Annotated in this window: 22 protein-coding genes, 2 tRNA genes and 2 pseudogenes; 13 read left to right on the forward strand and 13 right to left on the reverse strand. The window is 57.7% G+C overall.

All coding sequences use genetic code 11. From position 1 onward, the window contains the following. Positions 1-36 precede the first annotated feature (36 nt). From der to H3L94_RS03535, 8 genes and pseudogenes are all read left to right on the forward strand, one after another. The gene (gene der / locus H3L94_RS03505) at positions 37-1500 is read left to right on the forward strand and encodes a ribosome biogenesis GTPase Der (protein WP_182122676.1); all 1464 of its coding nucleotides are present in this window, start codon (positions 37-39) and stop codon (positions 1498-1500) included. After that, positions 1497-1671: pseudogene (locus H3L94_RS12340) on the forward strand (lipoprotein signal peptidase). Before der ends, H3L94_RS12340 begins: the two are co-directional and overlap by 4 nt. Positions 1672-2466: 795 nt before the next feature. Next, positions 2467-3852 (forward strand): AAA family ATPase, encoded by a 1386-nt coding sequence (locus H3L94_RS03510; RefSeq protein ID WP_182122677.1) that lies wholly within the window; start codon positions 2467-2469, stop codon positions 3850-3852. Continuing rightward, positions 3849-4508, forward strand: a complete 660-nt coding sequence (locus H3L94_RS03515; protein WP_182122678.1) for a hypothetical protein — start codon at positions 3849-3851, stop codon at positions 4506-4508. Before H3L94_RS03510 ends, H3L94_RS03515 begins: the two co-directional genes overlap by 4 nt. Positions 4509-5943: 1435 nt before the next feature. Next, positions 5944-6687, forward strand: a complete 744-nt coding sequence (locus H3L94_RS03520) for a hypothetical protein (protein ID WP_182122679.1) — start codon at positions 5944-5946, stop codon at positions 6685-6687. Between the two features lie 23 nt (positions 6688-6710). Then, a tRNA-Arg gene (locus H3L94_RS03525) sits at positions 6711-6787 on the forward strand. A 10-nt stretch (positions 6788-6797) separates the two neighbouring features. Next, positions 6798-6872, forward strand: a tRNA-Glu gene (locus H3L94_RS03530). A gap of 106 nt (positions 6873-6978) precedes the next feature. After that, positions 6979-7383: a hypothetical protein gene (locus H3L94_RS03535; RefSeq protein ID WP_182122680.1), complete on the forward strand. Its 405-nt coding sequence runs from the start codon at positions 6979-6981 to the stop codon at positions 7381-7383. A gap of 108 nt (positions 7384-7491) precedes the next feature. Here the strand turns inward: H3L94_RS03535 and wrbA are convergent, their stop codons facing one another. The 6 genes from wrbA to H3L94_RS03565 all read right to left on the reverse strand — a co-directional run bounded on the left by wrbA (position 7492) and on the right by H3L94_RS03565 (position 10921). Continuing rightward, positions 7492-8106, reverse strand: a complete 615-nt coding sequence (wrbA, locus tag H3L94_RS03540) for an NAD(P)H:quinone oxidoreductase (protein WP_182122681.1) — start codon at positions 8104-8106, stop codon at positions 7492-7494. Between the two features lie 272 nt (positions 8107-8378). Continuing rightward, complete coding sequence (locus tag H3L94_RS03545) at positions 8379-8570, reverse strand: hypothetical protein (RefSeq protein WP_182122682.1); 192 nt, start codon at positions 8568-8570, stop codon at positions 8379-8381. A 214-nt stretch (positions 8571-8784) separates the two neighbouring features. Beyond that, positions 8785-9570 (reverse strand): SPFH domain-containing protein, encoded by a 786-nt coding sequence (locus tag H3L94_RS03550; protein WP_182122683.1) that lies wholly within the window; start codon positions 9568-9570, stop codon positions 8785-8787. Further along, positions 9560-9886, reverse strand: coding sequence for a hypothetical protein (locus H3L94_RS03555; protein WP_182122684.1), 327 nt, complete (start codon positions 9884-9886; stop codon positions 9560-9562). Before H3L94_RS03555 ends, H3L94_RS03550 begins: the two co-directional genes overlap by 11 nt. A gap of 134 nt (positions 9887-10020) precedes the next feature. Beyond that, on the reverse strand, positions 10021-10479 hold the full coding sequence (locus H3L94_RS03560) for a methylated-DNA--[protein]-cysteine S-methyltransferase (RefSeq protein WP_182122685.1): 459 nt from the start codon (positions 10477-10479) through the stop codon (positions 10021-10023). A 1-nt stretch (position 10480) separates the two neighbouring features. Continuing rightward, positions 10481-10921 (reverse strand): peroxiredoxin, encoded by a 441-nt coding sequence (locus H3L94_RS03565; protein ID WP_182122686.1) that lies wholly within the window; start codon positions 10919-10921, stop codon positions 10481-10483. A 229-nt stretch (positions 10922-11150) separates the two neighbouring features. Here H3L94_RS03565 and H3L94_RS03570 point away from each other — a divergent pair, with 229 nt between their 5' ends. Continuing rightward, the gene (locus H3L94_RS03570) at positions 11151-11927 is read left to right on the forward strand and encodes a BUD32 family EKC/KEOPS complex subunit (RefSeq protein WP_425325928.1); all 777 of its coding nucleotides are present in this window, start codon (positions 11151-11153) and stop codon (positions 11925-11927) included. A gap of 410 nt (positions 11928-12337) precedes the next feature. On the opposite strand, the gene H3L94_RS03575 is transcribed toward H3L94_RS03570, so the two are convergent. From H3L94_RS03575 to H3L94_RS03585, 3 genes are all read right to left on the reverse strand, one after another. Continuing rightward, complete coding sequence (locus H3L94_RS03575; RefSeq protein WP_182122688.1) at positions 12338-12895, reverse strand: hypothetical protein; 558 nt, start codon at positions 12893-12895, stop codon at positions 12338-12340. Between the two features lie 240 nt (positions 12896-13135). Next, the gene (locus tag H3L94_RS03580) at positions 13136-13558 is read right to left on the reverse strand and encodes a hypothetical protein (RefSeq protein WP_182122689.1); all 423 of its coding nucleotides are present in this window, start codon (positions 13556-13558) and stop codon (positions 13136-13138) included. Positions 13559-13943: 385 nt separating this feature from the next. Continuing rightward, a complete protein-coding gene (locus H3L94_RS03585; protein ID WP_182122690.1) occupies positions 13944-15029 on the reverse strand; it encodes a conjugal transfer protein in 1086 nt (361 codons plus the stop codon). 255 nt (positions 15030-15284) lie between these two features. Here H3L94_RS03585 and gpmI point away from each other — a divergent pair, with 255 nt between their 5' ends. The 3 genes from gpmI (at position 15285) to glnE (ending at position 20996) form a co-directional block, all read left to right on the forward strand. Next, positions 15285-16805, forward strand: a complete 1521-nt coding sequence (gene gpmI / locus H3L94_RS03590) for a 2,3-bisphosphoglycerate-independent phosphoglycerate mutase (protein ID WP_182123089.1) — start codon at positions 15285-15287, stop codon at positions 16803-16805. A gap of 89 nt (positions 16806-16894) precedes the next feature. Next, positions 16895-18196: a murein hydrolase activator EnvC family protein gene (locus H3L94_RS03595; RefSeq protein WP_182122691.1), complete on the forward strand. Its 1302-nt coding sequence runs from the start codon at positions 16895-16897 to the stop codon at positions 18194-18196. Positions 18197-18314: 118 nt separating this feature from the next. Then, positions 18315-20996 (forward strand): bifunctional [glutamate--ammonia ligase]-adenylyl-L-tyrosine phosphorylase/[glutamate--ammonia-ligase] adenylyltransferase, encoded by a 2682-nt coding sequence (gene glnE / locus H3L94_RS03600; RefSeq protein ID WP_182122692.1) that lies wholly within the window; start codon positions 18315-18317, stop codon positions 20994-20996. Between the two features lie 8 nt (positions 20997-21004). Here the strand turns inward: glnE and H3L94_RS12350 are convergent. After that, positions 21005-21192 (reverse strand): annotated as a pseudogene (locus H3L94_RS12350) (ATP-dependent exonuclease). A 293-nt stretch (positions 21193-21485) separates the two neighbouring features. On the opposite strand from H3L94_RS12350, the gene H3L94_RS03605 reads away from it, so the two are divergent. Continuing rightward, a complete protein-coding gene (locus H3L94_RS03605) occupies positions 21486-21734 on the forward strand; it encodes a hypothetical protein (protein ID WP_182122693.1) in 249 nt (82 codons plus the stop codon). 82 nt (positions 21735-21816) lie between these two features. Here H3L94_RS03605 and rpsU read toward each other — a convergent pair whose 3' ends face one another. The 3 genes from rpsU to H3L94_RS03620 all read right to left on the reverse strand — a co-directional run bounded on the left by rpsU (position 21817) and on the right by H3L94_RS03620 (position 24286). Next, entirely contained in the window at positions 21817-22029 is a 213-nt protein-coding gene (gene rpsU, locus H3L94_RS03610; RefSeq protein ID WP_009118650.1) for a 30S ribosomal protein S21, read from the reverse strand. A gap of 265 nt (positions 22030-22294) precedes the next feature. Beyond that, complete coding sequence (locus tag H3L94_RS03615) at positions 22295-23341, reverse strand: NAD(P)H-dependent flavin oxidoreductase (RefSeq protein WP_182122694.1); 1047 nt, start codon at positions 23339-23341, stop codon at positions 22295-22297. Between the two features lie 78 nt (positions 23342-23419). Next, positions 23420-24286: an ATP-binding protein gene (locus tag H3L94_RS03620; RefSeq protein WP_182122695.1), complete on the reverse strand. Its 867-nt coding sequence runs from the start codon at positions 24284-24286 to the stop codon at positions 23420-23422. Positions 24287-24352: the final 66 nt, after the last annotated feature.

Here is a 24352-nt window from a genome sequence, read left to right on the forward strand (position 1 = left end):
CCGGCTTTTCAGGTAGCCTGAAACAGAAAGAATTGTATGAAACCCACCATCGCCCTCGTCGGCCGCCCCAATGTGGGCAAATCCACCCTGTTCAACCGCCTCACCCGCACCAAAGACGCGCTGGTGCACGATTTGCCCGGCCTTACCCGCGACCGCCACTACGGCCACGGCCGCGTGGGCAGCAAGCCTTATCTGGTGGTGGACACCGGCGGTTTCGAGCCGGTGGTGGACAGCGGCATCTTGCACGAAATGGCCAAGCAAACCTTGCAGGCGGTGGATGAAGCCGATGCGGTGGTGTTTCTGGTGGACGCGCGCACCGGCCTCACGCCGCAGGACAAAATCATTGCCGACCGCTTGCGCCAAAGCCCGCGGCCGGTGTTTTTGGCGGTGAATAAAGGCGAGGGCGGCAATCAGGCGGTGCTGGCGGCCGAGTTTTACGAGCTGGCGCTGGGCGAGCCGTATGTGATTTCCGGCGCCCACGGCGACGGCGTGTATTACCTGATGGAAGACATTCTCGGCCGTTTCCCCGATGCCGAAGAAGAGGGCGAAACCGCCAAGCACCCGGTGTTTGCGGTCATCGGCCGCCCCAATGTGGGCAAATCCACACTGGTGAACGCCATTTTGGGCGAGGAGCGGGTGATCGCCTTCGATATGGCCGGCACCACCCGCGACAGCATCCACATTGATTTCGAGCGCCACGGCCAGCCGTTTACCATCATCGACACCGCCGGCGTGCGCCGTCGCGGCAAAGTGGACGAAGCAGTGGAAAAGTTTTCCGTGATCAAAGCCATGCAGGCGATTGAAGCGGCCAATGTGGCGGTGCTGGTGTTGGACGCGCAGCAGGACATTGCCGACCAAGACGCCACCATTGCAGGTTTTGCGCTGGAGGCCGGGCGGGCGCTGGTGGTGGCGGTCAACAAATGGGACGGCATCGACGAGGAGCGGCGCGAACAAATCAAGCGCGACATCGCCCGCAAGCTGTACTTTCTCGATTTCGCTCGTTTCCACTACATTTCCGCCCTCAAAGAGAAAGGCATCGACGGCCTGTTTGACAGCATCCAAGCCGCCTACGACGCGGCGATGATCAAAATGCCGACGCCGAAAATCACCCGCGTGCTGCAATCGGCCATCGAGCGCCAAGCCCCGCCGCGCGCCGGTTTGGTGCGCCCCAAGATGCGTTACGCCCATCAAGGCGGCATGAACCCGCCGGTGATTGTGGTGCACGGCAATGCCCTGCAGCATATTTCCGACAGCTACACCCGCTACCTCACCCAAACTTTCCGCAAAGCCTTCAATCTGCAAGGCACACCCTTGCGCATTCAATACAATGTGTCGGACAACCCGTATGAGGAGAGTGCGGACAAAGTGAAAAACAAACCCCTGCGCCGCGTGTCCCTCAGCAACCGCATCGCCAAACGGGAAAACCAAAAAGCCGAAAAAGACCGCATCCGCAAGCCGAAAAAACGCCAAGTGAGCGTGAAAAAGCAGCAGGCAAAATAAACGGCCGAATCGGGTTGAGACCTTTGCAAAACCCCCATTTGCGGCGCATTTCTGCGTTGTGTGCTGCTCGCTCGCTTGCCTATCTAGATGATATGTCTGCACTCGCTGCGCTGCTACGCCTTGAACTGCATCCACATCTGGCGGGTTTTGCAAAGGTCTCGGGCTACCTGAAAGCGGTGTCGGCGTTGTTCAGGTAGCCTGAAGCATTCGATTAGCCAATCGCCAAACTGTGGTGCTCATGATTTTCCCGGTAGGTTGGCGAAGACTGTTATCTTCAATAATTCAGTAGATTAGATAGATAGCGGATGATGCTATCATCCGCTTTGTGCCCATTAGGAGGCTTTTAGCGAAAACAGGCGGTTTTTACCTGGATTGGCAAGGATTTCCGACAGGGCCTCAGCCGCCCACGGGCGGCTGTGTGTTGAAACTTCTATCAGGCTTATTACCAAATACGCCAGTCTGAGGTCGTTATCCGGGAGTCCGAAGGCTGCGGCCGCGTAACACTTGACTGCGTCCACGCCTCTCATACATGAACTGATGCTGCTAGAGCTATACACCTCCAGCCAACCGTCTGCGTCGTCATTTTCCACGAATGACACCGGGAGTTGCCCGAGCTGGGCCTGGAGACTCTCGACGTGAGTCTGGGGATCGGTGGTAGGCACCTAGCCAACCTCCCGATTCAAGAGTTAAGATCCAGGACTCAAGACCTGGAAGCTAGGGTGCAAGCACTTTCAGACCAGGTAAAGAGTTTATAGTGTAAATCTGTACTTCGTCTGTTCAAGAGGCCCCTCTCGAAAAATTTTGCACTTTTCGGTAGGGGCCTTATTCGAGAGCCCAAATTCAAGACCTCAGACGCAGGCAGCTAGACCTCAAGAAAAAGACCTCAATCCGAGGTCTTTTTCTTGTATCTTAAGTTCAGGGAAAGTGTTATAATTCCAACCTAGATTTTATAAAAGATTGAATTATATGGAACTTAACGTAAGAATTAAGAACTTCGGCAAGATACGCAACGCTGATGTCGCCATACGTCCTTTTACCGTTTTGACCGGGTGCAATTCCAGTGGCAAGAGTTTCGTCACCCGTGGCTTGTACAGCATCTTGTATACCTTGAACCAGGACTTGGTGTTTCGACATATCAACAGCAAGTTGGTAGCTATACGCTCGTGGATGGACGACCTGATGGGAGCCATTCCGAGGCTCTCCCAGAGTGATATTTCGGTTATAGAAGATTTTGAGAGAACTGCGGCATACCTGCAAGGCCAGATGGCGCAGCAGTTTGACTTCTTATCCTTACTGAAGTCTCGTGACTTGTTGTTGACTTTTGACCCCTCGGCGGAGCAGCTGGAACAACACTTGCAAGCACTGAAGATTCAGTTGAAGGCTGGGAAGGGTACCAAATATCGTGCGGTGGCTGATTCTTTTTTGGACTTAGAGCATGATTTAAAAGAGTTTCGCCGCAGTCTGAGAGACTGGCCTGGGGTTTATGAGGATACCCTGTCCAATGAGATTCGCAAGGCATTTTGCGGAAACTTCCAGACCAATAATGCAAAGCATTTGGTCAGCGACTATTCATTCGACCACTTTGTACTGGATGGGGAGACCTCGGTAAAGGTGCTGCCCGACGGAGAAGTAGACTTCCATATTCGACCTGAGGTATTGGATTCTGCCTATCGCTTGAGGAATGTCGTGTACTTGGAGTCCCCCGTGTACTTTAAGATGCGTCAGTCCCTACAGGAGCTGCGGGTTTACTCCTTCAGTCTCGCCCGACGGGGAGCGGTTAATCCGGTTCCGAAATATTTTTACGATTTGGATAATCTACTTACCGCTGTGCTGCCTGATGCTCCTGAAAAATTTACCCGCATTGCCGAAAAAATTGAGGACATCATCAACGGGCGTTTGGTCCTGACCCCTCAAGGTGAGATTGTGTATCAAGAGGATGGGCGTAACCCCGTTTCCCTGAATATGGCATCGTCCGGCATCGCCAATCTGGGCATTTTGGCTCTGTTGTTGCGCCGTAATGTGTTGGATGAGGGGAGCTTCCTGTTTATCGACGAGCCGGAAATCAATCTGCATACTACTTGGCAGCATGTGATGGTACAGATACTGCTGGATTTGAGCGAGGCAGGGGTGAACGTGGTGATCGCCACTCACAGCTTGGATATGATGCACCGACTAGAACACATTGTCTCCGAGATGGAGCCTGAGGAAGCGCAAAGCAAGGTGAGCGTGAATAGACTGTCTTCCGAGGGTGAGACCTTGCCGACTACCGGAAGCGTATTAACCGATATTTATGAGGCCAAGCAGGTGCTCGGCGCACCGTATATAGATTTGATGCGGGAGCGACTGCCATGACATACCGGCTTGCTGACTTTCTAGAGGTCATGCAGCATGAGATGCAGGGCTGTGGGATCACGTTGTCAGCCAAAGGTTATCGGTTGGACGGTAAGAAGGGTGTGAAGTCTGCACTAGGGATTCGGGACGCCAACGGAGGTGTCCCGAAAAGTTGTGATTACATGCAAGAGTCCGAGGCCGGACTTCTGTTTGTTGAGTTCTCTGACTTTGAACGTCAAGTGCAGCAACAGCAGAAGACGTTGGCGTCTGTTAGTAAGGTGCCTTTGCAAGCCTCTGAGCAAAAGAGGGTTCGACGCCTGTTAGCTGTGGACAGGCAGCTCCAGACCGAGCTGTACGCCAAAGTATGTGATACGGATTTTATTCTGCGGGAGGTAGTAAACGGGAAGTTGCTCCCTGACCTTCCGAACCTGAGCCAACCCAGGCATGTGTTGGTGGTCTGGCATGAGCGTGGAGGTGTAGATACGGCCAGGTTACTTGACTCGATGTTGCTGCGCCTAAAAGGAGAGCTCAGCCGGGCAAATTTACGTTATTTGGAGCCTCGGCATCTCTACTGCCTATCTTTGGATCAGTATCAACAACAGTATGGAGGTCTTCATAGCCTTCAGCCGAAGGGGCTTCCTACAGTCAATCCCAAAGGCATCCTCGTCAACTGGTAACCAAAACCAAAGACCTCAGATTGAGGTCTTTAGTTTTGACAATTTATGTAAGCAATGGTAAATTTCACGCCCGTTTTCTTAATGATCGAGGTTGGCGCTATGCTTCTCAGAACTTACGCTCTTAGTGCGCTCGTGGGGATATTAATTGTCGGGTGCACACCCATCAAATGGTACAAGCCCGGAGCTACGCAGCACGATTACAATATGGATGTAGCCCACTGCAAGATGGAGGCCACTAAAGCTACTGCCGGGTATGTAGGGTACGGATTGACGGCGATCGGTCAGGGAGTTGAGATGGGTATGATCCAGAACGATGTAGTCAAGTATTGTCTACAGTCTAAAGGCTGGGTTGGTTATCGCGGAGAGCAGCCGATTGGTTACTAATATGTAAGGTGGCATTCACCGTCTACGAGTCAGATGGTTATTGCTTACGTGATGATTTACAGCTGTAGGTGCAGATACTCAATATGAGCTCGAGCGACAACTTCCCCACTATTACTTTAGAGGACATTATGGGTAATAGTAGTCTTTCGCAGAAGCAGAAGGCTCTCGTGTGCCGTATGGGTTGCGGAGGGGAGAGTAACCGAAAAGGTGCAACCTATGAAACGCACTTTGCGGCGCAACTGATTTTGGAGCACTCCGAGGGTGCGGTTAGAACGTGCAGCCCAGGTGTGCCCACCCCTTTGTCTAGGGTAATGCTTACAAACTCTATGCTTGGGTCGGTAGACGATTGGTGTGTTATGGTTAACGACGGAGACGGGCTGACCCGCAAATTGAACTATCAGTTGAAGAATTCCTCAAACACTGGTAAGTGGGGGAAGCCATTAGAGAGCCGGTTTGCTATTCAGGATGCGATAGATTCTGCGCTCCCGTGTACTAGTTTCAGACACACTCTAGTGTGTAGTGATAAAGAAGTTGTGGAAGGAAATCAGTGCCTGCTTCTTGATCTTGGAGTCCATCTTCGGTGGGAGTGCAGGTACTTCCCATATTTTGAATCCCTTACAGACAGGGTGACGGGGGATCCGGCATTCAGGTCACTCCTCTCAAAATTCGTGTCATCAAACTCCAACCTAGACGCTGCCGCACGCATTTTGTGCTCCGAGCTCTCCACTGATACATCTGTTCGGAAGAATTTGTGGGAAATATGGGAGGATGTAAGGCGTATGGCACACCCGGACATTTTTGCTCCCTTTCCTAGTACTGGGTATCTATCCTTTCCAGCTTTACCTGTTGAGTTCACCGCAAAATGCGAGACATTCGGTATTCGCATCGAGGAAAATCATGTACTATATCGAGGTATGAAACTTCGCTTTTCCGACAATCTTCCAGCCGAAATTTTCCGCGAGGGTGTTACTCACTTGAATACTCCAGAGGACGTCATTGATCTTGTTATGAGGGTCTCCGGTGTGCAGCAGGAAGAGAGCATACAATGAGCATGAGTCAAATCGTTACTTTGCCTTCTACGGCAGAGACTGAGAATGTTTTGAGCCGATTGACATCAGACACTTCGGTCACTGAGTACCAGCAGGCTATGCGGGATGCTGGGCGGATCCTTTGTCGGCACTTTGTGGGGGAGTCCAAGCATCTAGATGGCCCTGTTCTCGTTGTGTCGACGGCTGAAGACGCGGACTTCCTGACTACAGGTTTTCTTAGTGGGCTGGATGAAAGCTGTCTACCTTATAAGCTAGCAGTATTCTGGAACAACCACTACTCCCTACCTTCCAAGGATAGTGTTGCACCTATTGTCCACGAATATGTACAGGAGGGGTATCGGGAGTGCCGCCATGTGGTGCTCCTGAAATCAATTATCTCCGGTAGTTGTGTTGTGCGCACTAATTTGGCCGCACTTTTGACTCGTGAGACCGGTGAAGTTCTGTTCTCTGATATACTGGTGGCGGCTCCTGTTATGCTGGACAAGAGTCACACCAAGTTAAAGGACGAGTTCTCTTCTAAGATTCATGAGGCGTTCCGCTTCTGCACCCTGCGGGTGGATAAGACTAGGCTGGCTAACGGGGTAGTTGTTCCCGGCATCGGGGGTGAAGTTTACCCTAGACTTGGATTGAAAGATCAACCTGCTAGACTGCCCGGAGGGTATATGCCGGAATTAGTCCGTGCGGCGGTCTTCGGGTTGAAACGTACCATTAAATACTCTCCGCGTTTGACACCCTCCAAACCCTAAGTCATAACACCAAACTTCACAGCGCACCCGTAGCTCAGTTGGATAGAGTATCTGGCTACGAACCAGAGGGTCGGGCGTTCGAATCGCTCCGGGTGCGCCATCAAGATTACGCGCCTACCGTCTAGCGGTTAGGACATCGCCCTTTCACGGTGGTAACCGGGGTTCGATTCCCCGTAGGCGTGCCAAATTTGAAGCCCCAAGACTGAAGTCTTGGGGCTTACCTCTTAGGTTGGTCGGCTAAAACAAATCACTCGACCAGAACACCCGTCCCACCATCTCAATCTCACTGAGGTGGACCACCTCATCTTGATATTCCGGGTTGTAGGTGAGGCCCAAAACTTGAGGCCAAATAAAAAAGCTCCCCGCCAAAATCCGTTCCGCAAAAAGTTTTCGACTATTGATTTTATTAGGGAAAAATCGAAGAAAATCGAGGATTTTGCGGAACGGATTTTGGCGGGGAGCCTTGTAGATAAAGGGTTTGGATGGTTCTGTGTTGAAACCGTTTCGGCCGCCGTGAAAAAAAATACGCCCGTGTCAGCCGCCCACGGGCGGCTGTGTGTTGAAACAGCTCAGGAATACCATCCACATAAAGCGGACGGTTCAGCCGCCTTCGGGCGGCTGTGTGTTGAAACCCGGCCACAGTCTGAACGACAGCCTCTCGGGCTAGTCAGCCGCCTTCGGGCGGCTGTGTGTTGAAACGCGTGAGCACGTCGGATAGGCTCAATTGATTCAAGCCAGCCGCCTTCGGGCAGCAGCTCGTTTTGAAAGTAAGGATTCGTTTTTGAGCGATATTTGCTTAAAGATTTAGGCCGCTTGTGTCTGAGCCAGCTTAAGAACCAATTCGGCCAGGCGTTTGCCTTGTGCGAAGGCCAGGTTGGCTTCGTCGCTACTCAGTTGGGCTTGGCCTTCGCTGCCAGCGGCGTGGCTGGCGCCGTAGGGGGTGCCGCCGCTTTGGGTGTGGCTGAGGGCTGCCTCGCTGAAGGGGATGCCTTGGATCAACATACCGTGGTGCAGCAGGGGGATCATCATGCTCAGGAGGGTGCTTTCCTGGCCGCCGTGTAGGGAAGCGGTGCTGGTAAAGACGGTGGCGGGCTTGCCGATCAGGCTACCTGAAAGCCACAAGCCGCTGGTTTGGTCGAGGAAGTATTTCATCGGGGCGGCCATATTGCCGAAACGGGTGGGGCTGCCCAGGGCGAGACCGTGGCAGTTTTGCAGTTCTTCCAAGGTGGCGTAGGGGGCGCCGCTGTCGGGAATGTCGGGGGCGAGGGCTTCGCAGTCGGCGGAGACGGCGGGCACGGTGCGCAGTAGGGCCTCGCAGCCTACAACGCTGTCGATGCCGCGGGCGATTTGGCGGGCGAGTTTGAGGGTGCCGCCGTGGCGGCTGTAGTATAAAACCAAAATGGGCAGACGGGCGGTCATAAAGACTCCTGGGAAGGGGAAATGGGGAGTAAGGTTGTGGTCGGGTGTTATGTGAGTTATTCGCCGACGTGATGATGAGTGGAAGCCAAGGGCAGGGCGTTGAAGTGTATCCATCGTTTTATCTGGGTATGAAACTTCATTTCAGCCGCCTTCGGGCGGCCGTGTGTTAAAACCACTCTATCAACTGATTTTTATATAAGCTATTATTATTTATCAACTAATTTTCTTTTTTGAAATGTAGGTGTTCCGCAATAATAGCATGTGCTCTGCAATTATTTTGGCGCTTTGTTGATTGCTGCCTGAATTTTCGGCCTCTGCGCCCCAAGGTAGATGGTGGTGGATACAAGCCCACCTCCTTCATCTTGATATTCAGAATTTTTGATTTCGGCCTTGAAACTGCTGATCTCGTTGGCGAAGTCTTTTAGGGCATTACGCCCAATGGCCGCATAGGCTTGCGCTACCACGCCCGCTAGTCAATCCGTATCAGTGTGTCGTCGTACTGCCGGGCGTCGGCCAGAAGCCGTGGCGTTGCAGAATCGTTAGCCCATTGCTCAAAGGGTTTTCTGTCCTTATTGGAAATTTCTCTCGGGCGGGTATATCCCATGCTGCCTTGTTGGCAGAATCAGTCACCGTGGCTTCTCCAAAACAAAATCCTCCCTGGTATGGGCGGGTTTGTTCTTACTGTTGCTTAAAAATGGTGACGGGCATATTGCCGTACAGCGGTGTTTTGCCATCCCATTTTTCAATAAACTGTTGTTGCAACAGCTGCGGCGTGATGCCTTCCGAAATCACCTTATTGGTTTCTGCCTGCAGGCGGGCCAATTCCAAGCGTTTGCGCTGTTCTTCGATTTGTTGGTCCAAAACCGACAAATTGGTGTTCACTTCGTTGCGCTTGTCGATGCGTTCGGTTACGGCACGCGAGAACTCCAATTGCGAGCTGAACGTCATCAGTTCCAAACCACGTTTGGCGAACTCTTCCTTGACGATGGCCTGCACTTTCTGCTCAAAGTTCAGGCTGCCGCCTTTTGCCATCAATTCGTCGGTAGTGAATTTGCGGCTTTCTTCCTTCATCAGGTCATATATCTTCGGCTCCAGAATATTGTCTTGCAGCGAACCGATAAACGAATCGCCGGTGCCCAGCTGCTTGTTGTCGAATACCACATCCACGGCGCGTTCTTTGACCACGCGGAACGAATAAACCGGCGTGGCGGAAAATTCGGTGTTGTCTGCCGCTTTCAGGGAAGTGGCTTCGTCAAACTTGCCCCGCTGTTCCCACAGCGGCACTTGATACAGCTCGGTGCCGGGCGCAATGGTCCACACGCGGCCGGTGACGATGGTGAAGTCGGCTTTGCCGTTGCGGCCATAGTTTTCCATTAACACACCGGCCTGATTGGGTTCAACACGCGAACAGGCGGCCAAGGAAGCCGCGGCAATAAGGGCCAATAAAAGGGTTTTAATTTTCATCTTTTCTTACTTTCTTTGCATATTGGTAAATTAAAAACAGTGGGTAAGCCAAGGCAAGGGCGATACCGGCCAAAGGATAAGGAAAGTGGTTAAATAACCAAGCACCCAAAAACAACAATAAAAGGCATAAGGCCGCCTGTCGGATCAGAACATCGGGTTTCATCATACGTCTCCACGGTTGATGGTTAATCACGTCTATGTGCTGTTGTGTGTCTTTATTTACAGTATTCGGCTGGCCTTTGTTTGGCGACAAAACGAACGCGGCAAGTTTTTCAGGTAGCCTGAGACCTTTGCAAAACCCCCATCTGTGGCGCATTTCTGCGTTGTGCGCTGCTCGCTCGCTTGCCTATCTATATGATATGTCTTCGCTTGCTGTGCTGCTACGCCTTGAACTGCATCCACATCTGGAGGTTTTGCAAAGGTCTCAGCCTGCACGGGCGGTTTGAGCAATCAGATGTTCACGCCTTCGTGGGCCAGCAGCCAGCGTTTGATGTTTAATCCCTGTTCCGGATCGGCTCCCATGCTGAAGCCGCCGAGGCTGCCGTCGGCGGCCACTACGCGGTGGCAGGGAATCAGCAGGGGAAGCGGGTTTTTGCCGCAGGCGCTGCCGACGGGGCGCGGATGGCTGCCGATGCGTTGGGCGATTTCGCGGTAGCTACGCACTTGACCGGCCGGAATGGCGGCAATTTCCGCCCACACGCGCTGTTGGAAGGGCGTGCCTTTGGGGGAGACGGGGTGGCGGAAGGTTTTCAGGTTGCCGGCAAAATAGCGGTCGAAATCCCGGGCCAGATTGTCGGGCAGCGGCGGCAGGAAGTTTTGCGCTTGGGTGCCCAACACGATTTCGGTGAAATGCGTGCCGTCGTGGCGGCACAGCAGGGTGCCGAAGGGGGCGATGTAGCAGTATTCCATCTCAGCCTTTCAGCTCATCCAAAACCGCTTGGGCATGGCCGGCGGCTTTCACTTTGCGCCATTGGTGCAGGATTCGGCCGTCCTGCCCCAGCACGAAGGTGCTGCGCTCGATGCCCCATACCTTTTTGCCGTACATATTCTTTTCTTTCATGACATCGAACTGGCGGCATACGGTTTCGTCGGCGTCCGACAACAAGGGCAGCTGCAAGCCGTATTTGCAGACGAAGTTTTGGTGGCTTTTCACGCTGTCGCGCGAGATGCCGGCTACCTGAAAACCCAAAGCCTGAAATTCGGGCAGCAGGGCGCTGAATTCTTGGGCTTCGGTGGTGCAGCCGGGGGTGTTGTCTTTCGGATAAAAATACAGCACCAAGGGCAGGTGGTCGGCGGCGGCAAATAGTTGGCCGTCTTGGTCGGGCAGGGTAAACAGGCAGACATCAGACACGGGCGTTTCCTTATCAAAAGAATGGGCAATCAGGCGGCCGATTATAGCCGCAATCGGCGGCGGCTCCCAGCGGGCGGCAGGCTACCTGAAAGCGGCTGCGGGTATGGCATCTGAAAACTTGGTCGTGGCCGATCAATACGGTCTCGCCGGCCATATGGAATACGCCCTGACCGTGCCGGCGCCGGATGGCGATATAATGCCGCCCGTTTAAATGGAAAAACCGCGAATCATGGATGACAGCAAGCGTTTGGCCGAGTTGGCCGCTAGGCAGGAGCAAACCATTGCCGGCTATGTGTTGGCAGACGGCAGGCGGGTGTGGCTGCGCAAGGCGGGCAAACGCAATGCGGCATGGCGCTATGCCCTGCTCGGCACGGCGGCCAAATGGCTGCGCCTGAGCGTGCTCACGCCGGTGCCGAATGTGGGCGGCAAAGCCGGCATCGCCACCGAGGCGGCCCGCCTGCGCGAATTGGCGGCGGCGGGCATTGCCGCGCCCAAACTGTTGGCGGTGCAGGAAGATGCTTTGCTGATGAGCGATGCCGGCGGCAATACCTTGCTGCACCACATCGAGCAGGAAGCGCAGGCGGGCAGCTTGGCCGGCTGGCAGCGCGGGCTGGCGGCGATTGGCGGGGTGCACGCCAAAGGGCAGTTTCTCAGCCAGGCGTTTGCCCGCAATATGGTGGTGGCCGCAGACGGCTCGATTGCGTTTATCGATTTTGAAGATAACCCGGCCGCGGTGTTGCCGAAGGCGCAATGCCAGGCGCGCGACTGGCTGTGTTATCTCCATTCCACCGCCTTGGTGTTGCGCGAACACGGCCTGCTCGGGCAGGCGGTGCCGGTGTGGCGGCAGTATTGGGCGGCGATGCCGGAAGAGGTACGGCGGCATATTGCGCAGGGCTTGCGGCCGATTGGCTGGATGCGCGGCCTGCGCCATCCGCGCTGGGGACGCGACACCTTGCGCTTGGCGGCCTTGGCCGAGTTGGGCAGGGCGGCCGCGGGCAGGGAATAATTGATTGAGGCAGATGCTTTCAGGTAGCCTGTTGCCGTTTGTTATGGGGGTAAGGGGCTACCTGAATCATTTTCAGACCCTGTTCAGAGTCGTGTTGTGAAGCGGTTTGGCGGGACAAAACCACGGGTGCCGGATGCTGCAATGCCGGTGTTTTGGCCGAACATCAGCAAGCGTAGCTTGGGTTTTGAAAACCTAAAAAATCCAAAGACACAGTATCCGTAGGTTGAATACCGGTATCTGATTTCTGTTTGAATTGGAAATGCTGGGCCGGATTCGAGAATCCGACCTACGGCTATGTTTGGGTATGGCCATAAACACAGGCGGCCAATTGGGTATATTCGTTAACAGTCAACATGGTTTTTCTTCATTTGGTTTTTTTGGTAATGAAAAGTTGTCGGGTAGACTGAAGCTTAGCAAGCTACCCGATAAGAGGTATCAATAATCCGATACTTAGGTAATACGTTTCTTCCATTTCCCTCCCATTCCGGTTTGTCTCTTAAGCGCAGGATTTCCGGCATTTCCTTGCGGATATGCCACTCGATATTCGGGCGGCGCAGATTTAAGCCCATATCGAAGTCCACCTGTTGCCAGACCCCGTTATAGGCTTTGTATTGGCGATAGGGGAAGCCGCTATTCCAGTCGTGGCAATGAGTGGGGATCACCACCATAAACCAAACCCCGTCCTTATCCCGATCCAAGACCATCGGATTCCATTTGTCCGACCATACGGGCGGAGGGGGTAAACCCTTGGCATCCAGCACCTTGACGTTGTTTTCCTTAATTTCAAAATCGCTGTCCCGCATAATGCCGCCGTTGCCGGCCAAACTGCGCTCCACCAAAATCACCGTGCCGTCGCTTAATTCCACTTCCTCTTTCCAGCTTAGCCGCATCATCGGCTCCAATTCAAAACAGCCCGCCAGCCACAGCGTGGCGGCCAGGCAGAGTCCGTAATGGCGAAATATCAACATGATGGCTCCTTGGTTGTGCCCATTGTGAATTGCATTTTCAGGTAACCTGAAGGCTACCTGAAAAGACGGCATGATGATGAAAGACCGATTTTCCGGTCGTCGTCTTGCCAGTGGATTTCTTCTATATTGATAGGTAAGGTAATTTTATTTAGCCGAGTACGATCATAAGCACGGGCGGCCAATTGGGCATATTCTTTTTCAGTAAGCATGAGTTTTCTCCGTTTTTATTTGATTTTTGGATTAACATCCAGAGCGATAAGAAGTATTAATGATTCGATATTCTGGAGCAGCCTCCCCTCCTTTCTCCCATTCCGGTTTATCGCGCAAGCGCAGGATTTCCGGCATTTCCTTACGGATATGCCACTCGATATTCGGGCGGCGCAGATTCAAGCCCATATCGAATTCCACTTGTTGCCAAATGCCGTTATAGGCCTTGTATTGACGATAGAGGAAGCCGCTGTTCCAGTCATAGCAATGCCTGGGAATCACCACCATAAACCAAACGCCATCCTTATCCCGATCCAAGACCATCGGCTTCCATTTGTCCGACCACGGCGGCGGTGGCGGCAAGCCTTTGGCATCCAACACCTTGACGTTGTTCTCCTTAATTTCAAAATCGCTGTCCCGCATAATGCCGCCGTTGCCGGCCAAGCTGCGCTCCACCAAAATCACCGTGCCGTCGCTTATCAGTGTTTCGTTGATAAAAGCGTTTCAACACGCAGCCGCCCGTGGGCGGCTGTTTGTGTTGCCGCAGCAGCAGATTAATATTGCCTTGTTTCAACACGCAGCCGCCCGTGGGCGGCTGAGCCCTGTTGGAAATCCTTGCCAATCCAGGCAAAAACCGCCTGTTTTCGCTAAAAACCTCCTAATGGGCACAAAGCGGATGATAGCACCATCCGCTTTCTATCCAATTATCTGAATAGTTAAAGAAATCAATCTTCGCCAACTTACCGGGAAAATCATGAGCACCACACTTTAGCGATTGGCCGGCTATCGGCTGCCGCCGTCCCCGCCACTCTGCCGCAGGCTACCTAAAAGCCGGCAACAATCAATGCGCCTGTGCGAACAGCGGGTTGTATCCCGGCAGCGCCAAAGCCTGGCCGTAATCGGGCAAGGCGGTGCCTTCAGGTAGCGTGTCGTGCAGGAGGCGGATGTGTTCCACCCGGCATTCGGCCATCAGGTCGAGAAAGTTTTGCACCACGGTATCCACATAATCGGTGGGTGAAAGCTGCCAGTGGAACACTTGCGGCACCAGGCCGTAGGCGCTTTCTGCGGCGTTGAAACCGAAAGCGATGCGGCCGCCGGCTTCGGCTGCGGCCACCACGCCCACGCGGGGGCTTTGCAGGCGGATGGCGCGGATGGCGTTGGCGGCAAACACGTCCAGCGCCATTCTTTGTCGCATGTGGCTGCCCTCGCTGATGGCCGACAGCGGCGTGGCCGGGTTGAGCGGGTTGGTAAACAGGGTCAGTTCGGGCGAAGCGAAATGCTGCTGCCAATACTGCATCATCGGCAGGGCCGCATCGCCCAAGGCCGGATATTCCCGCAACGCCCCGTAGCCCAACACATAAACAATGTGCACGCTCTGCCCTGCCGGCACCTGCAGCACAGGCGGCGCAAACGATGCGGCCAGCTGCTCTGCGGCGGCGCGGTTTTGCTTGCCGGCAAACCATCGGGCAATGTTCACCGCCGCCATCTGCTCGGCCGCCACCACCTGCGGCAACCATTCCAGTTCGGCCAATGCCTGCGTTTGCGGGAAAGCAGCCAGCTGCGCGCGCCAGCCGGCAACGTCTATCTCGCTGCGCAACACCGCCTCTTCGCGGCTGCCGACCACAATCACCAGCGGCACCGCCACCCAGGCGGTTTCCGTTTCGGTTTTCGGTTTCAACACGCTGTCCATCGCCCGCCACAACACGCGGTAGGCCGCCGAATCCGGCGCCATCGATAAGGCCACCGAAAGGCCGAGAAAATGGTTTTGTTGCAGCATTTGATAAATCGCCGCCTCCAAACTCTCGGCGGCCAGCGTCACTTGCGCTTTGGAAGCATTGGCCGCCACCGCCGTCGCATGCAGCAGCAGTTCGTTTTTCACCGCATCGGTGGGATAAGGGCGGGTATCGGGCAGGAAACGAGCAGTCATCGGGCAAAGTCGTCAGAAATCCAAAACGGCCGGATTGTAGCAAACTTCGCCGCCGGCACGTTAGACCCGTTTGCCCGCCGCCGCCTGCCGATGGCCGGTAATCGCTTGATTGACTGCGGCTATCCGCCCCATCCGAGGCTACCTGAAAGCCGCTATCCGCCGCCCGCTTGCCCGCCGTCTTCGGCTATAATGCGCTCTGTTCTCATTGCCGGCCCCGCGCCGCTGTTCCAGATTAACGACTCCGGATCCCGCATCATGCCCCAACTGACCAAACCCATTGTTCTCCTGATTCTCGACGGCTTCGGCCACCGCTTGGAAGGCGAAGACAACGCCGTGCTGCTGGCCCGCACGCCGAATTTCGACCGCCTCAAAGCCGAATACGCCTACGGCACCATCGATGCCTCCGAGCGCATGGTCGGCCTGCCCACCGGCCAGTTCGGCAACTCCGAAGTCGGCCACCTCAACATCGGCGCCGGCCGTGTGGTGCCGCAAGACATCACCCGCATCGACATGGCCGCCGAAGACGGCTCGCTGGCCGCCAACCCCGCCCTCACCGCCGCCTGGCAAAACCCGAACCAAACCGTGCACCTGCTCGGCTGCTTCTCCGACGGCGGCGTGCACAGCCACATCGACCACTTCTTCGCCGTTATCGAAGCCGCGCTGGCTGCCGGCATGCAAAAAATCGTCGTCCACCCCTTCCTCGACGGCCGCGACACCCCTCCGCAAAGCGCGGAAGGCTACCTGAAACGCCTGGAAGACTATTGCGCTCAACACCCGCAAGTCATCGTCGGCAGCTTGATCGGCCGCTTCTACGCCATGGACCGCGACAACCGCTGGGAGCGCGTGGAACAAGCCTATAACGCCCTGTTCGGCCAAGCCCCGTTTGCCGCCGCCACCCCACTGCAGGCCCTGGCCGACGCCTACGCGCGCGGCGAAAACGACGAATTCGTGCAAGCCACCGTCATCCGCCCCGAAGGCCGCCTGCAAGACGGCGATGCCATTCTGTTTATGAACTTCCGCGCCGACCGCGCCCGCGAGCTGACCCAAGCCCTCACTTTCGATGATTTCGACGGCTTCGCCCGCCAACACCGCGTCCGCCCCGGCTACTTCGCCTCCCTCACCTCCTACGGCAAACAATACGCCCACCCCGTGCTGTTCGCGCCCGAAAGCATCCGCAACGGCTTGGGCGAATACCTCTCCGCCCAAGGCCTCACCCAACTGCGGATTGCCGAAACCGAGAAATATCCGCATGTTACCTACTTCCTCAGCGGCGGCCGCGAAGAGCCTTATCCCGGCGAAGAGCGCATTCTGATTCCCTCGCCCAAAGTCGCCACCTACGACCTGCAGCCCGAAATGAACGCGCCCGAAGTGTGCCGCAACATTTTGGAAAGCATCGAAAACCAACGCTTCGACGTGATTTTGTGCAACTTCGCCAACGGCGACATGGTCGGCCACACCGGCGTGCTGGCCGCCGCCATTAAAGCCGTGGAAACGCTGGACGACTGCATCGGCCGCATCGTCACCGCCGCCCAAACCGCCGGCGGCGAAGTGCTGATCACCGCCGACCACGGCAACTGCGAGCAGATGTTCGACACCGGCAACGGCCAGCAACACACCCAGCACACCACCAACCCCGTGCCCTTCCTCTACGTCGGCCGCCCCGCCCGCATCCTGTCCGGCGGCGCGCTGAAAGACATCGCCCCCACCCTGCTGGCCATGCTCGGCCTGCCGCAGCCGGCCGAAATGACCGGACACAGCCTGATTGAGTTTGCCTAAGGCCGTCGGGCTACCTGAAAACCAGTCTTCAGGTAGCCCGATGCTTCATTCACGCCTCCGTCCACTCCGTTTCCGATTTCAGGTAGCCCATGTCCGCCCTCCGTTTCCTTCCCCTGCTCCTGCTTGCCTGCACCGCACTGGCCCACGCCGCGCCGGCCGACGATCTGCGCAATGTGCAGCGCGCCATCGGCGAAAGCCAAAACCGCCTGCAACAGCAACAGCAGCAACAACGCCGCCTGCAAAACGAACTGCGCCACACCCAAACCCAACTCGACGCCGCCCACCGCGAGCTAGACGAACTCACCCGCCGCCGCCAAAGCGTCTGGCGCGAAGTGCAGGCCCTGCAAAACACGCTGGAAACCCTGCAAACCCGCATCAGCGGCACCCAGGCCCAAGTGGCCCGCCTGCTCGACAGCCGCTACCGCAACCGCCAGCCCAACGCCGTCACCCTGTTTCTGCAAAACGCCGATCCGCAACAGAAAGGCCGCTACCTCGAATACATGCGCTACCTCAACCAAGCCAACGACCGCGCCCTCAGCGAACTGCGCCAAAGCCAGCAGCAAGCCCGCCAACAGCAGGAAGCCGTCAACCGCCAACTGCGCGAATTGGACGAACTCAAACGCCGCCAGCAGGCCGCCACCGCTCGCCTCGGCCGCGAACAGCAGGCACAGCAGCAGCAAAACCGCGAGCTGGAACAAAACATCAACCGCGAAACCGCCCGCCTCAACCAGCTGCGCAGCAACGAGCGCCGTCTCAACGGCGTGGTGGCCGCCATCACCCGCCGCGCCACCCAGCGCCGGGCCGAAGAAGCCACCCGCCAACGCGCCGCCCAAGCCCAGCGGCAACGCCAAGCCGAACAGCGCCGTCAGGCAGAAGCACGCCGCCGCGCCCAAGCCGCCGCACCCGGCCCAAATACGCCTGATGAACCGCCGACCCCGCAAGGCAACCTCACCGCCGAAGACCTCAATCTCGCCGCACCGGCCGCCGAAACCGCCGCCCCGCGCCACAGCTTCAGCCGCCTGCAAGGCAGCCTGCGCCGCCCGGTGAGCGGCAACATCGCCGGCCAATTCGGCCAAAGCCGCCCCGGCGGCGGCACTTGGAAAGGCGTGTTCATCCGCACCGCGCCGGCCGCCGTCCACAGCATCGCCGCCGGCGAAGTGGCCTATGCCGCGCCTTTGCAGGGCTACGGCAACACCGTCATCATCGACCACGGCGACGGCTACCTGAGCATCTACACCGGCCTCTCGCAAATCAGCGCCGGCAACGGCAGCCAAGTGTCCGCCCGCCAACCCATCGGCCGCAGCGGCAGCCTGCCCGACGGCGAAAGCGGCCTCTACTTCGAAATCCGCTACCGCAACCAGGCCATGAACCCCCTGTCTTGGGTGAATTAAGCGCCTGTTCAAACCGATACAGGCTACCTGAAAGCCTTTCAGGTAGCCTGTATGCGTATTCGCCCCCCAAGCAGGCTTTGACTATAATGCCCGCTTCCCTTCACTCAGGATTGCCGCCATGCACCCCGCCCTTGCCGCCGCCCGCCGTTTTTCGCCCTGGCTTGGCCGCCAGCTCGACCACCAGCGCCTGCAAACCGAGATACTGCTGCCCTGGCTGGAGCGACCCTTGGACGACACCGACTTCGCCGCTTTCGCCCCATGGGCCCAGATGCAAGCCTCGGGCGACGAAGCCGGCTTGGCGCGCGAACTGCGCCGCCTGCGCCGGCATGTGGTGGCGCAGATTATGGCGCGCGATTTGGCGCGGCGGGCCGATTTGGCCGAAGTCACCCGCAGCATCACCCTGTTTGCCGATTTCACCGTCAACACCGCCCTCGAATTTGCCCATGCCCATTATGTCGGCCTCTACGGCACCCCGCACGGGCGCTACAGCGGCGCGGCGCAGCATTTGAGCGTGGTGGCCATGGGCAAGGCCGGCGGCTTCGAGCTCAATGTCTCCTCCGACCTCGACCTGATTTTCATCTTCCCCGAAAACGGCCACACCGACGGCAAACGTGAGCGAAGCAATCAGGAATTTTTTACCAAGGTGGGGCAGAAGCTGATTGCGCTGTTGCACGACATCGGCGACGAAGGCCAAGTGTTCCGCATCGACATGCGTTTGCGCCCCGACGGCGACAGCGGCCCCTTGGTGTTGAGCGAATCGGCGCTGGAGCAGTATTTGGTGCAACAGGGGCGCGAATGGGAGCGCTATGCCTGGTGCAAAGGGCGGGTGGTGACGCCGTATGCCAACGATCTCAAAGCCCTGGTGCGCCCGTTTGTGTTCCGCAAATACCTCGATTACCAAGCCTATGAAGCCATGCGCGGCCTGCACCGGCAAATCCGCCAGGAAGTGAGCAACAAAGGGCTGGCCGACAACATCAAGCTCGGCGCCGGCGGCATCCGCGAAGTGGAGTTTATAGCCCAGATTTTCCAGATGATCCGCGGCGGCCAAAACCGCAGCCTGCAGCTCAAAGGCACGCAGGAAACCCTGCTCAAACTCGGCGAAATCGGCTTGCTGCCCTCGCAGGCGGTGGCCGACTTGCTCGCCGCCTACCGCTTTTTGCGCGATGTGGAACACCGGCTGCAATATTGGGACGACCAGCAAACGCAAACCCTGCCCGCCGCCTCCGAACAACAGCAATTGCTGGCCGAAAGCATGGGCTTTGCCGATTACGCCGCCTTTTCAGGTAGCCTGCAGCAGCACCGCAGCCGCGTCAACAGCCTGTTTGCCCATATTCTGAGCGAACCCGATGCACGCAGCGCCGACGAACACCCGCTCGCGCCGCTGTGGCGCGACGGCGGCGACAGCGCCGAACAGCAGGCGCAATTGCAGGCGCTGGGTTTCGATGCCGCAGCGGTGGCCGCCCGCCTGGCACACATCCGCCACGGCAGCCGCTACCGCCACCTTTCCGCCACCGCCCAGCCGCGTTTCGACGCCGTGGTGCCGGCGCTGATCGAAGCCGCCGCCGCCTGCCCGTACCCCGACGACACCCTGTTTCGCCTGCTCGACTTTCTCGACACCATCAGCCGCCGCTCCTCTTATTTGGCCTTTTTGCAGCAATACCCCGCCGAAGTGCGGCGCATGGCCGAACTGATGAGCCAGAGCGCCTGGCTGGCCGACTATCTGCAACGCCATCCGGTGCTGCTCGACGAATTGCTGTCGGCGCAACTGATGGCGCCTTTAGACTGGCCGGCCCTCGACGCCGAGCTTTCAGGTAGCCTGGATGCCTGCGACGACACCGAAAGCAAAATGGACGTGCTGCGCCGCTTCCAGCACGCGCAAACCTTCCGTTTGGCCGTGCAGGACTTGGCCGGCCGCTGGACGGTAGAAGCCCTGAGCGACGAACTCTCGCGCTTGGCCGACCTGATTCTGCGCCACACCCTGCACCACGCCTGGCGCGACATGCCCAAAACCCATGCCGAACACCCGCGCTTTGCCGTCATCGGCTACGGCAAGCTCGGCGGCAAAGAGCTGGGTTACGCCTCCGACCTTGATCTGGTTTATCTCTACGACGACCCCCACCCCGACGCCGCCGAAATCTACGCCAAACTGGCGCGCCGCCTCACCACCTGGCTGTCCGGCAGCACCGGCGCCGGCACCCTCTACGACACCGATTTGCGCCTGCGCCCCAACGGCGACAGCGGCTTTCTGGTGCACACCCTCGCCGCCTTCGACAAATACCAGCAACAGCAGGCCTGGACTTGGGAACACCAAGCGCTCACCCGCGCCCGCTTTGTCTGCGGCGACGAAACCATCGGCCACGCCTTTGAAGCCATCCGCCGCCGCATCCTCACCGCCGAGCGCGACGAAGCCGTCCTGCGCCGCGACATCATCGCCATGCGCGAAAAAATGTTCCCCACCCACCCGCCGCAGGAAGGCGACGTCAAATACGCGCGCGGCGGCGTGGTGGACGTGGAGTTCATCGTGCAGTATCTGGTGCTCGCACAAAGCCGCCGCTGCCCGGAGCTGCTGGAAAACTACGGCAACATCGCCCTCTTGAGCATGGCCGCCGAACGTGGCTTAATCGACGCCGATCTGGCCGAAGCCTGCCGCCGCGCCTACCGCCACTACCGTCAAATCCAACACAACAAAAAACTGCGCGACACCGAACGGCTGGAAGTGGACGACAGCCTGCGCGCCCACTACGCCGCCGTGCAATCGCTGTGGCAGGCCGTGTTTGGCGAAGCGCCGCAAGCGGGCTGAAAACGCGTTCAGGTAGCCTGAGACCTTGGCAAAACCTCCAGATGTGGATGCAGTTCAAGGCGTAGCAGCGCAGCAAGCGTGAACGCCAGGAATCCCTGTTGAACAGACATATCATCTACAAGGCTAAGAGAGCGAGCAGTACCCATAGGGCATAAACGCACAACGCAGAAATGCGCCGCACATGGGGGTTTTGCAAAGGTCTCAGCCTGTTGCCGCTTGTCATCGGGGCAACAGGCTACCTGAAAGCCCGTAACTTGGATGTGCAACTTCGCCAAGCTTGGCTTCGCACCCCAGCACACCATTCCACGCAAAGCGGCTTCTGCCAAGGCTTCAGCCTACCTCCTCAGCTATCAGCTTCACTTTTTCCTTTTTCTTCAAATAATAAGCTAAATCATCAGAGTGGACAGCCTATTCCATCTTGTTGCTTTTTCAGGTAGCCTTCGGGCTACCTGAAAGACCGTTCACAATGGGCACGCCCAAGGAGCCATCATGTTGATATTTCGCCGGTACGGACTCTGCCTGGCCGCCACGCTGTGGCTGGCGGGCTGTTTTGAATTGGAGCCGATGATGCGGCTAAGCTGGAAAGAGGAAGTGGAATTAACCGATTCTGCAGCCGCCCACGGGCGGCTGTGTGTTGAAACCAAGGCGGCGTGCAGCTTGTCGGCCTGTTGCAGGTCAGTCGCCCACGGGCGGCTGGAACAACAGTATCGCTATGTTTTTCATGGTAGACCCCGTTAGCTACTGTTGGCTTGAATAGTAGAATTGCCACAAAAAACACCGCCTGGGCGGTGTTTTTATTTTCTGAACGGCAGGCAGCCGATCAGTACATTTTCGGGGGCAATTGTTGGCTGCGCAGGCGCTTTTGCAAGCGTTTGACGGCGGCTGCTTTTTTGCGTTTGCGCTCGGTGGTCGGTTTTTCGTAGGCTTCGCGGGCGCGCAGCTCGGTCAGCAGGCCGGTTTTTTCGATGGCGCGTTTGAAACGGCGCATGGCAACTTCAAAAGGTTCGTTTTCTTTTACACGGATAGAAGGCATTTTGTTTTCCTTAAATAAAATGGGTTTACAGGCCGGCGCGGTTGGGTACGGGCGGCAGCCGAAAATATTGGATGGGTAGGTACGGGTGGGCGGTTTGCCCGGCGGTACGCTGCGCCTTGAGGAACATCACCTCCTAACCGGAGCCGTGCCATTTGGGCAGGGCTGAAAAATCGTGGTGCGGCGGCCTGATTCGGCCGCCTATGCGAAAGGGCGAAATTATCTGCGGAGTGCGGCCGATTTGTCAAGAAAAAGCAGCGGCTTGTTTTCAGGTAGCCAAACCGGCGGCCAGGCGGGCGACGATGTCGGCGGTGCTGCCTGTTTCTGCCAGCGCGGCATTTTGACCGCACCAGAAGGCGGAGAACTCTGTGCTGCCTTGCTGTTCGGCTGCGTTTTTCAGTAGGGCGCAGGCGGTGCCGGCCAGCGGAAAGGGCAGGGCGGCCGGGTGGATGGGGCCGAGTTCGAGGGTGAGGCGGTTGGGCAGGCCGCGGGCGAAACCGCCGCTGATGAGGTTGGTGACCACGGTGGCGTCGGCGCCGGCACGGCTGATCAGGGCCTGGCGGTGGGCGGGCGAGGTGGCGGCTTCATCTGCCAAGAGGAAGGCGGTGCCGGCTTGGACGGCGTGGGCGCCTAAGGCGAAGGCGGCGCGGACGGTGTCGGCATCGCTGATGCCGCCGGCGGCGATAACGGGCAAATCGATGGCGCGGCGGATATTGGGCAGCAGGGAGAAGGTGCCGCTTTGGTTGTGGATGTCGCGTTGCAGGAACATGCCGCGGTGGCCGCCGGCTTCCCAGCCTTGGGCGATGACGGCGTCGGCGCCGTGTGCGGCCAGCCAGCGGGCTTCGGCAACGGTGGTGGCGCTGGAGAGGATTTTGGCGCCGGTGGCTTTGACGGCGGCGAGCAGCTTCGGTTCGGGCAGGCCGAAATGGAAGCTGACCACCGGCGGGCGGAAGGCTTCGATGATTTGGAGGGCGGTTTCGTCAAACGGGCGGCGGCCGCTGCCGGCCGGCAGATTGTCCGCGCTGAGACCGAAGGCGTCGAAATAGGGTTTCAGCAGGGCCAGCCAGGCATGGTGCTGTTCGGCCGAAGGAGCGGCGGGGCGGTGGGCGAAGAAGTTGACGTTGTAAACGGCTTGGCCGACGGCCGAGCGGATGCTGTCCAGCTCGGTTTGCAGCTGTTCGGGCGTGAGCATGGCGGCGGGCAAGGAACCCATGATGCCGGCCCGGCAGGCGGCAATGGCAAGTTCGGCATTTTGTACGCCGGCCATCGGGGCTTGGATGATGGGGTGGCGCAGGGAGGCGAGTAGGGTGCGCATAAGGGGTTCCTGCTGTGTGCGGGGGTGTCTGCTTTAAGCGGGCGCAATGAGCTTTCAGGTAGCCTGCGGTGCGGCGGTTTAGTCGGCTATGCGTTCGTGCGGTTTGCGGCCGGCCCAATCGCAGACAAACTGCCAGGCGGTGCGGCCTGAGCGGTTGCCGCGCACTAAAGACCAATTGAGGGCGGCTTGGCGGGCGGTGTCGTCAAACACGATGCCTTCGGCTTCGAGCCAGTTGGCCACGGCGGCAAGGTAGTCGTTTTGGTCGAAGGGGTAGAAGCTGAGCCACAGGCCGAAGCGGTCGGACAGGGAAACTTTTTCTTCTACGGCTTCTTTGGGGTGCACTTCGCCGCGCTCGCCGGTGTAGGCGGTGTTGTCGGCCATGTATTCGGGCATCAGGTGGCGGCGGTTGGAGGTGGCATAGACCAAGACGTTGTCTGCGCGGCAGGAGAGGCCGCCGTCGAGCGCGGTTTTGAGGGCTTTGTAGCCGTCTTCGCCGTCTTCGAAGGAGAGATCGTCGCAGAAGACAATGAATTTTTCGGGGCGTTTTTCCAACAGGGCGAGCAGGGCGGGCAGGGTGGCGAGGTCGTGCTTGTCCACTTCGATCAGGCGCAGGCCGCGGCCGGCGTATTCGTGAAGCAGGGCTTTGATGAGGGAGGATTTGCCGGTGCCGCGCGAGCCGGTGAGCAGGGCGTTGTTGGCCGGCCGGCTGTCGAGGAACTGCTCGGTATTGCGCACCAGACGCTGCATTTGCGTATCGATGGCGCTGAGCCGTTTGAGAGGGAAGGTGTGCGGACGGGGCAGGGCGGTGAGCAGGCCGCCGTTACCGTAGCGCTGCCAGCGGAAGGCGAGGGCTTGCCAATCGGGCTCGAGGTTTTCCGGCGGCAGGATTTGGTCGAGGCGGCGCAAAACGGAGGCGGCTTGTTTGAGAAAGGCTTTGGGTTTCATCGCGGGGTCTCCGGCGGGTTTCAGGTAGCCTGCGTGGGGTGGGGAGGCTCGCTGTTCGACAGGGTG

The sequence above is a fragment of the Neisseria shayeganii genome, assembly GCF_014054965.1.
Classification (GTDB): Bacteria; Pseudomonadota; Gammaproteobacteria; order Burkholderiales; family Neisseriaceae; genus Eikenella; species Eikenella shayeganii.

Excerpts from the sequence above, each read along its gene's own strand:
- der (WP_182122676.1), top strand. The coding sequence starts at position 37 with ATGAAACCCACCATCGCCCTCGTCGGCCGCCCCAATGTGGGCAAATCC.
- H3L94_RS03510 (WP_182122677.1), top strand. The coding sequence starts at position 2,467 with ATGGAACTTAACGTAAGAATTAAGAACTTCGGCAAGATACGCAACGCT.
- H3L94_RS03515 (WP_182122678.1), top strand. The coding sequence starts at position 3,849 with ATGACATACCGGCTTGCTGACTTTCTAGAGGTCATGCAGCATGAGATG.
- H3L94_RS03520 (WP_182122679.1), top strand. The coding sequence starts at position 5,944 with ATGAGTCAAATCGTTACTTTGCCTTCTACGGCAGAGACTGAGAATGTT.
- wrbA (WP_182122681.1), bottom strand. The coding sequence starts at position 8,106 with ATGACCGCCCGTCTGCCCATTTTGGTTTTATACTACAGCCGCCACGGC.
- H3L94_RS03550 (WP_182122683.1), bottom strand. The coding sequence starts at position 9,570 with ATGAAAATTAAAACCCTTTTATTGGCCCTTATTGCCGCGGCTTCCTTG.
- H3L94_RS03555 (WP_182122684.1), bottom strand. The coding sequence starts at position 9,886 with ATGCGCCACAGATGGGGGTTTTGCAAAGGTCTCAGGCTACCTGAAAAA.
- H3L94_RS03560 (WP_182122685.1), bottom strand. The coding sequence starts at position 10,479 with ATGGAATACTGCTACATCGCCCCCTTCGGCACCCTGCTGTGCCGCCAC.
- H3L94_RS03570 (WP_425325928.1), top strand. The coding sequence starts at position 11,151 with ATGGATGACAGCAAGCGTTTGGCCGAGTTGGCCGCTAGGCAGGAGCAA.
- H3L94_RS03575 (WP_182122688.1), bottom strand. The coding sequence starts at position 12,895 with ATGTTGATATTTCGCCATTACGGACTCTGCCTGGCCGCCACGCTGTGG.
- H3L94_RS03585 (WP_182122690.1), bottom strand. The coding sequence starts at position 15,029 with ATGACTGCTCGTTTCCTGCCCGATACCCGCCCTTATCCCACCGATGCG.
- gpmI (WP_182123089.1), top strand. The coding sequence starts at position 15,285 with ATGCCCCAACTGACCAAACCCATTGTTCTCCTGATTCTCGACGGCTTC.
- H3L94_RS03595 (WP_182122691.1), top strand. The coding sequence starts at position 16,895 with ATGTCCGCCCTCCGTTTCCTTCCCCTGCTCCTGCTTGCCTGCACCGCA.
- glnE (WP_182122692.1), top strand. The coding sequence starts at position 18,315 with ATGCACCCCGCCCTTGCCGCCGCCCGCCGTTTTTCGCCCTGGCTTGGC.
- H3L94_RS03605 (WP_182122693.1), top strand. The coding sequence starts at position 21,486 with ATGTTGATATTTCGCCGGTACGGACTCTGCCTGGCCGCCACGCTGTGG.
- rpsU (WP_009118650.1), bottom strand. The coding sequence starts at position 22,029 with ATGCCTTCTATCCGTGTAAAAGAAAACGAACCTTTTGAAGTTGCCATG.
- H3L94_RS03615 (WP_182122694.1), bottom strand. The coding sequence starts at position 23,341 with ATGCGCACCCTACTCGCCTCCCTGCGCCACCCCATCATCCAAGCCCCG.
- H3L94_RS03620 (WP_182122695.1), bottom strand. The coding sequence starts at position 24,286 with ATGAAACCCAAAGCCTTTCTCAAACAAGCCGCCTCCGTTTTGCGCCGC.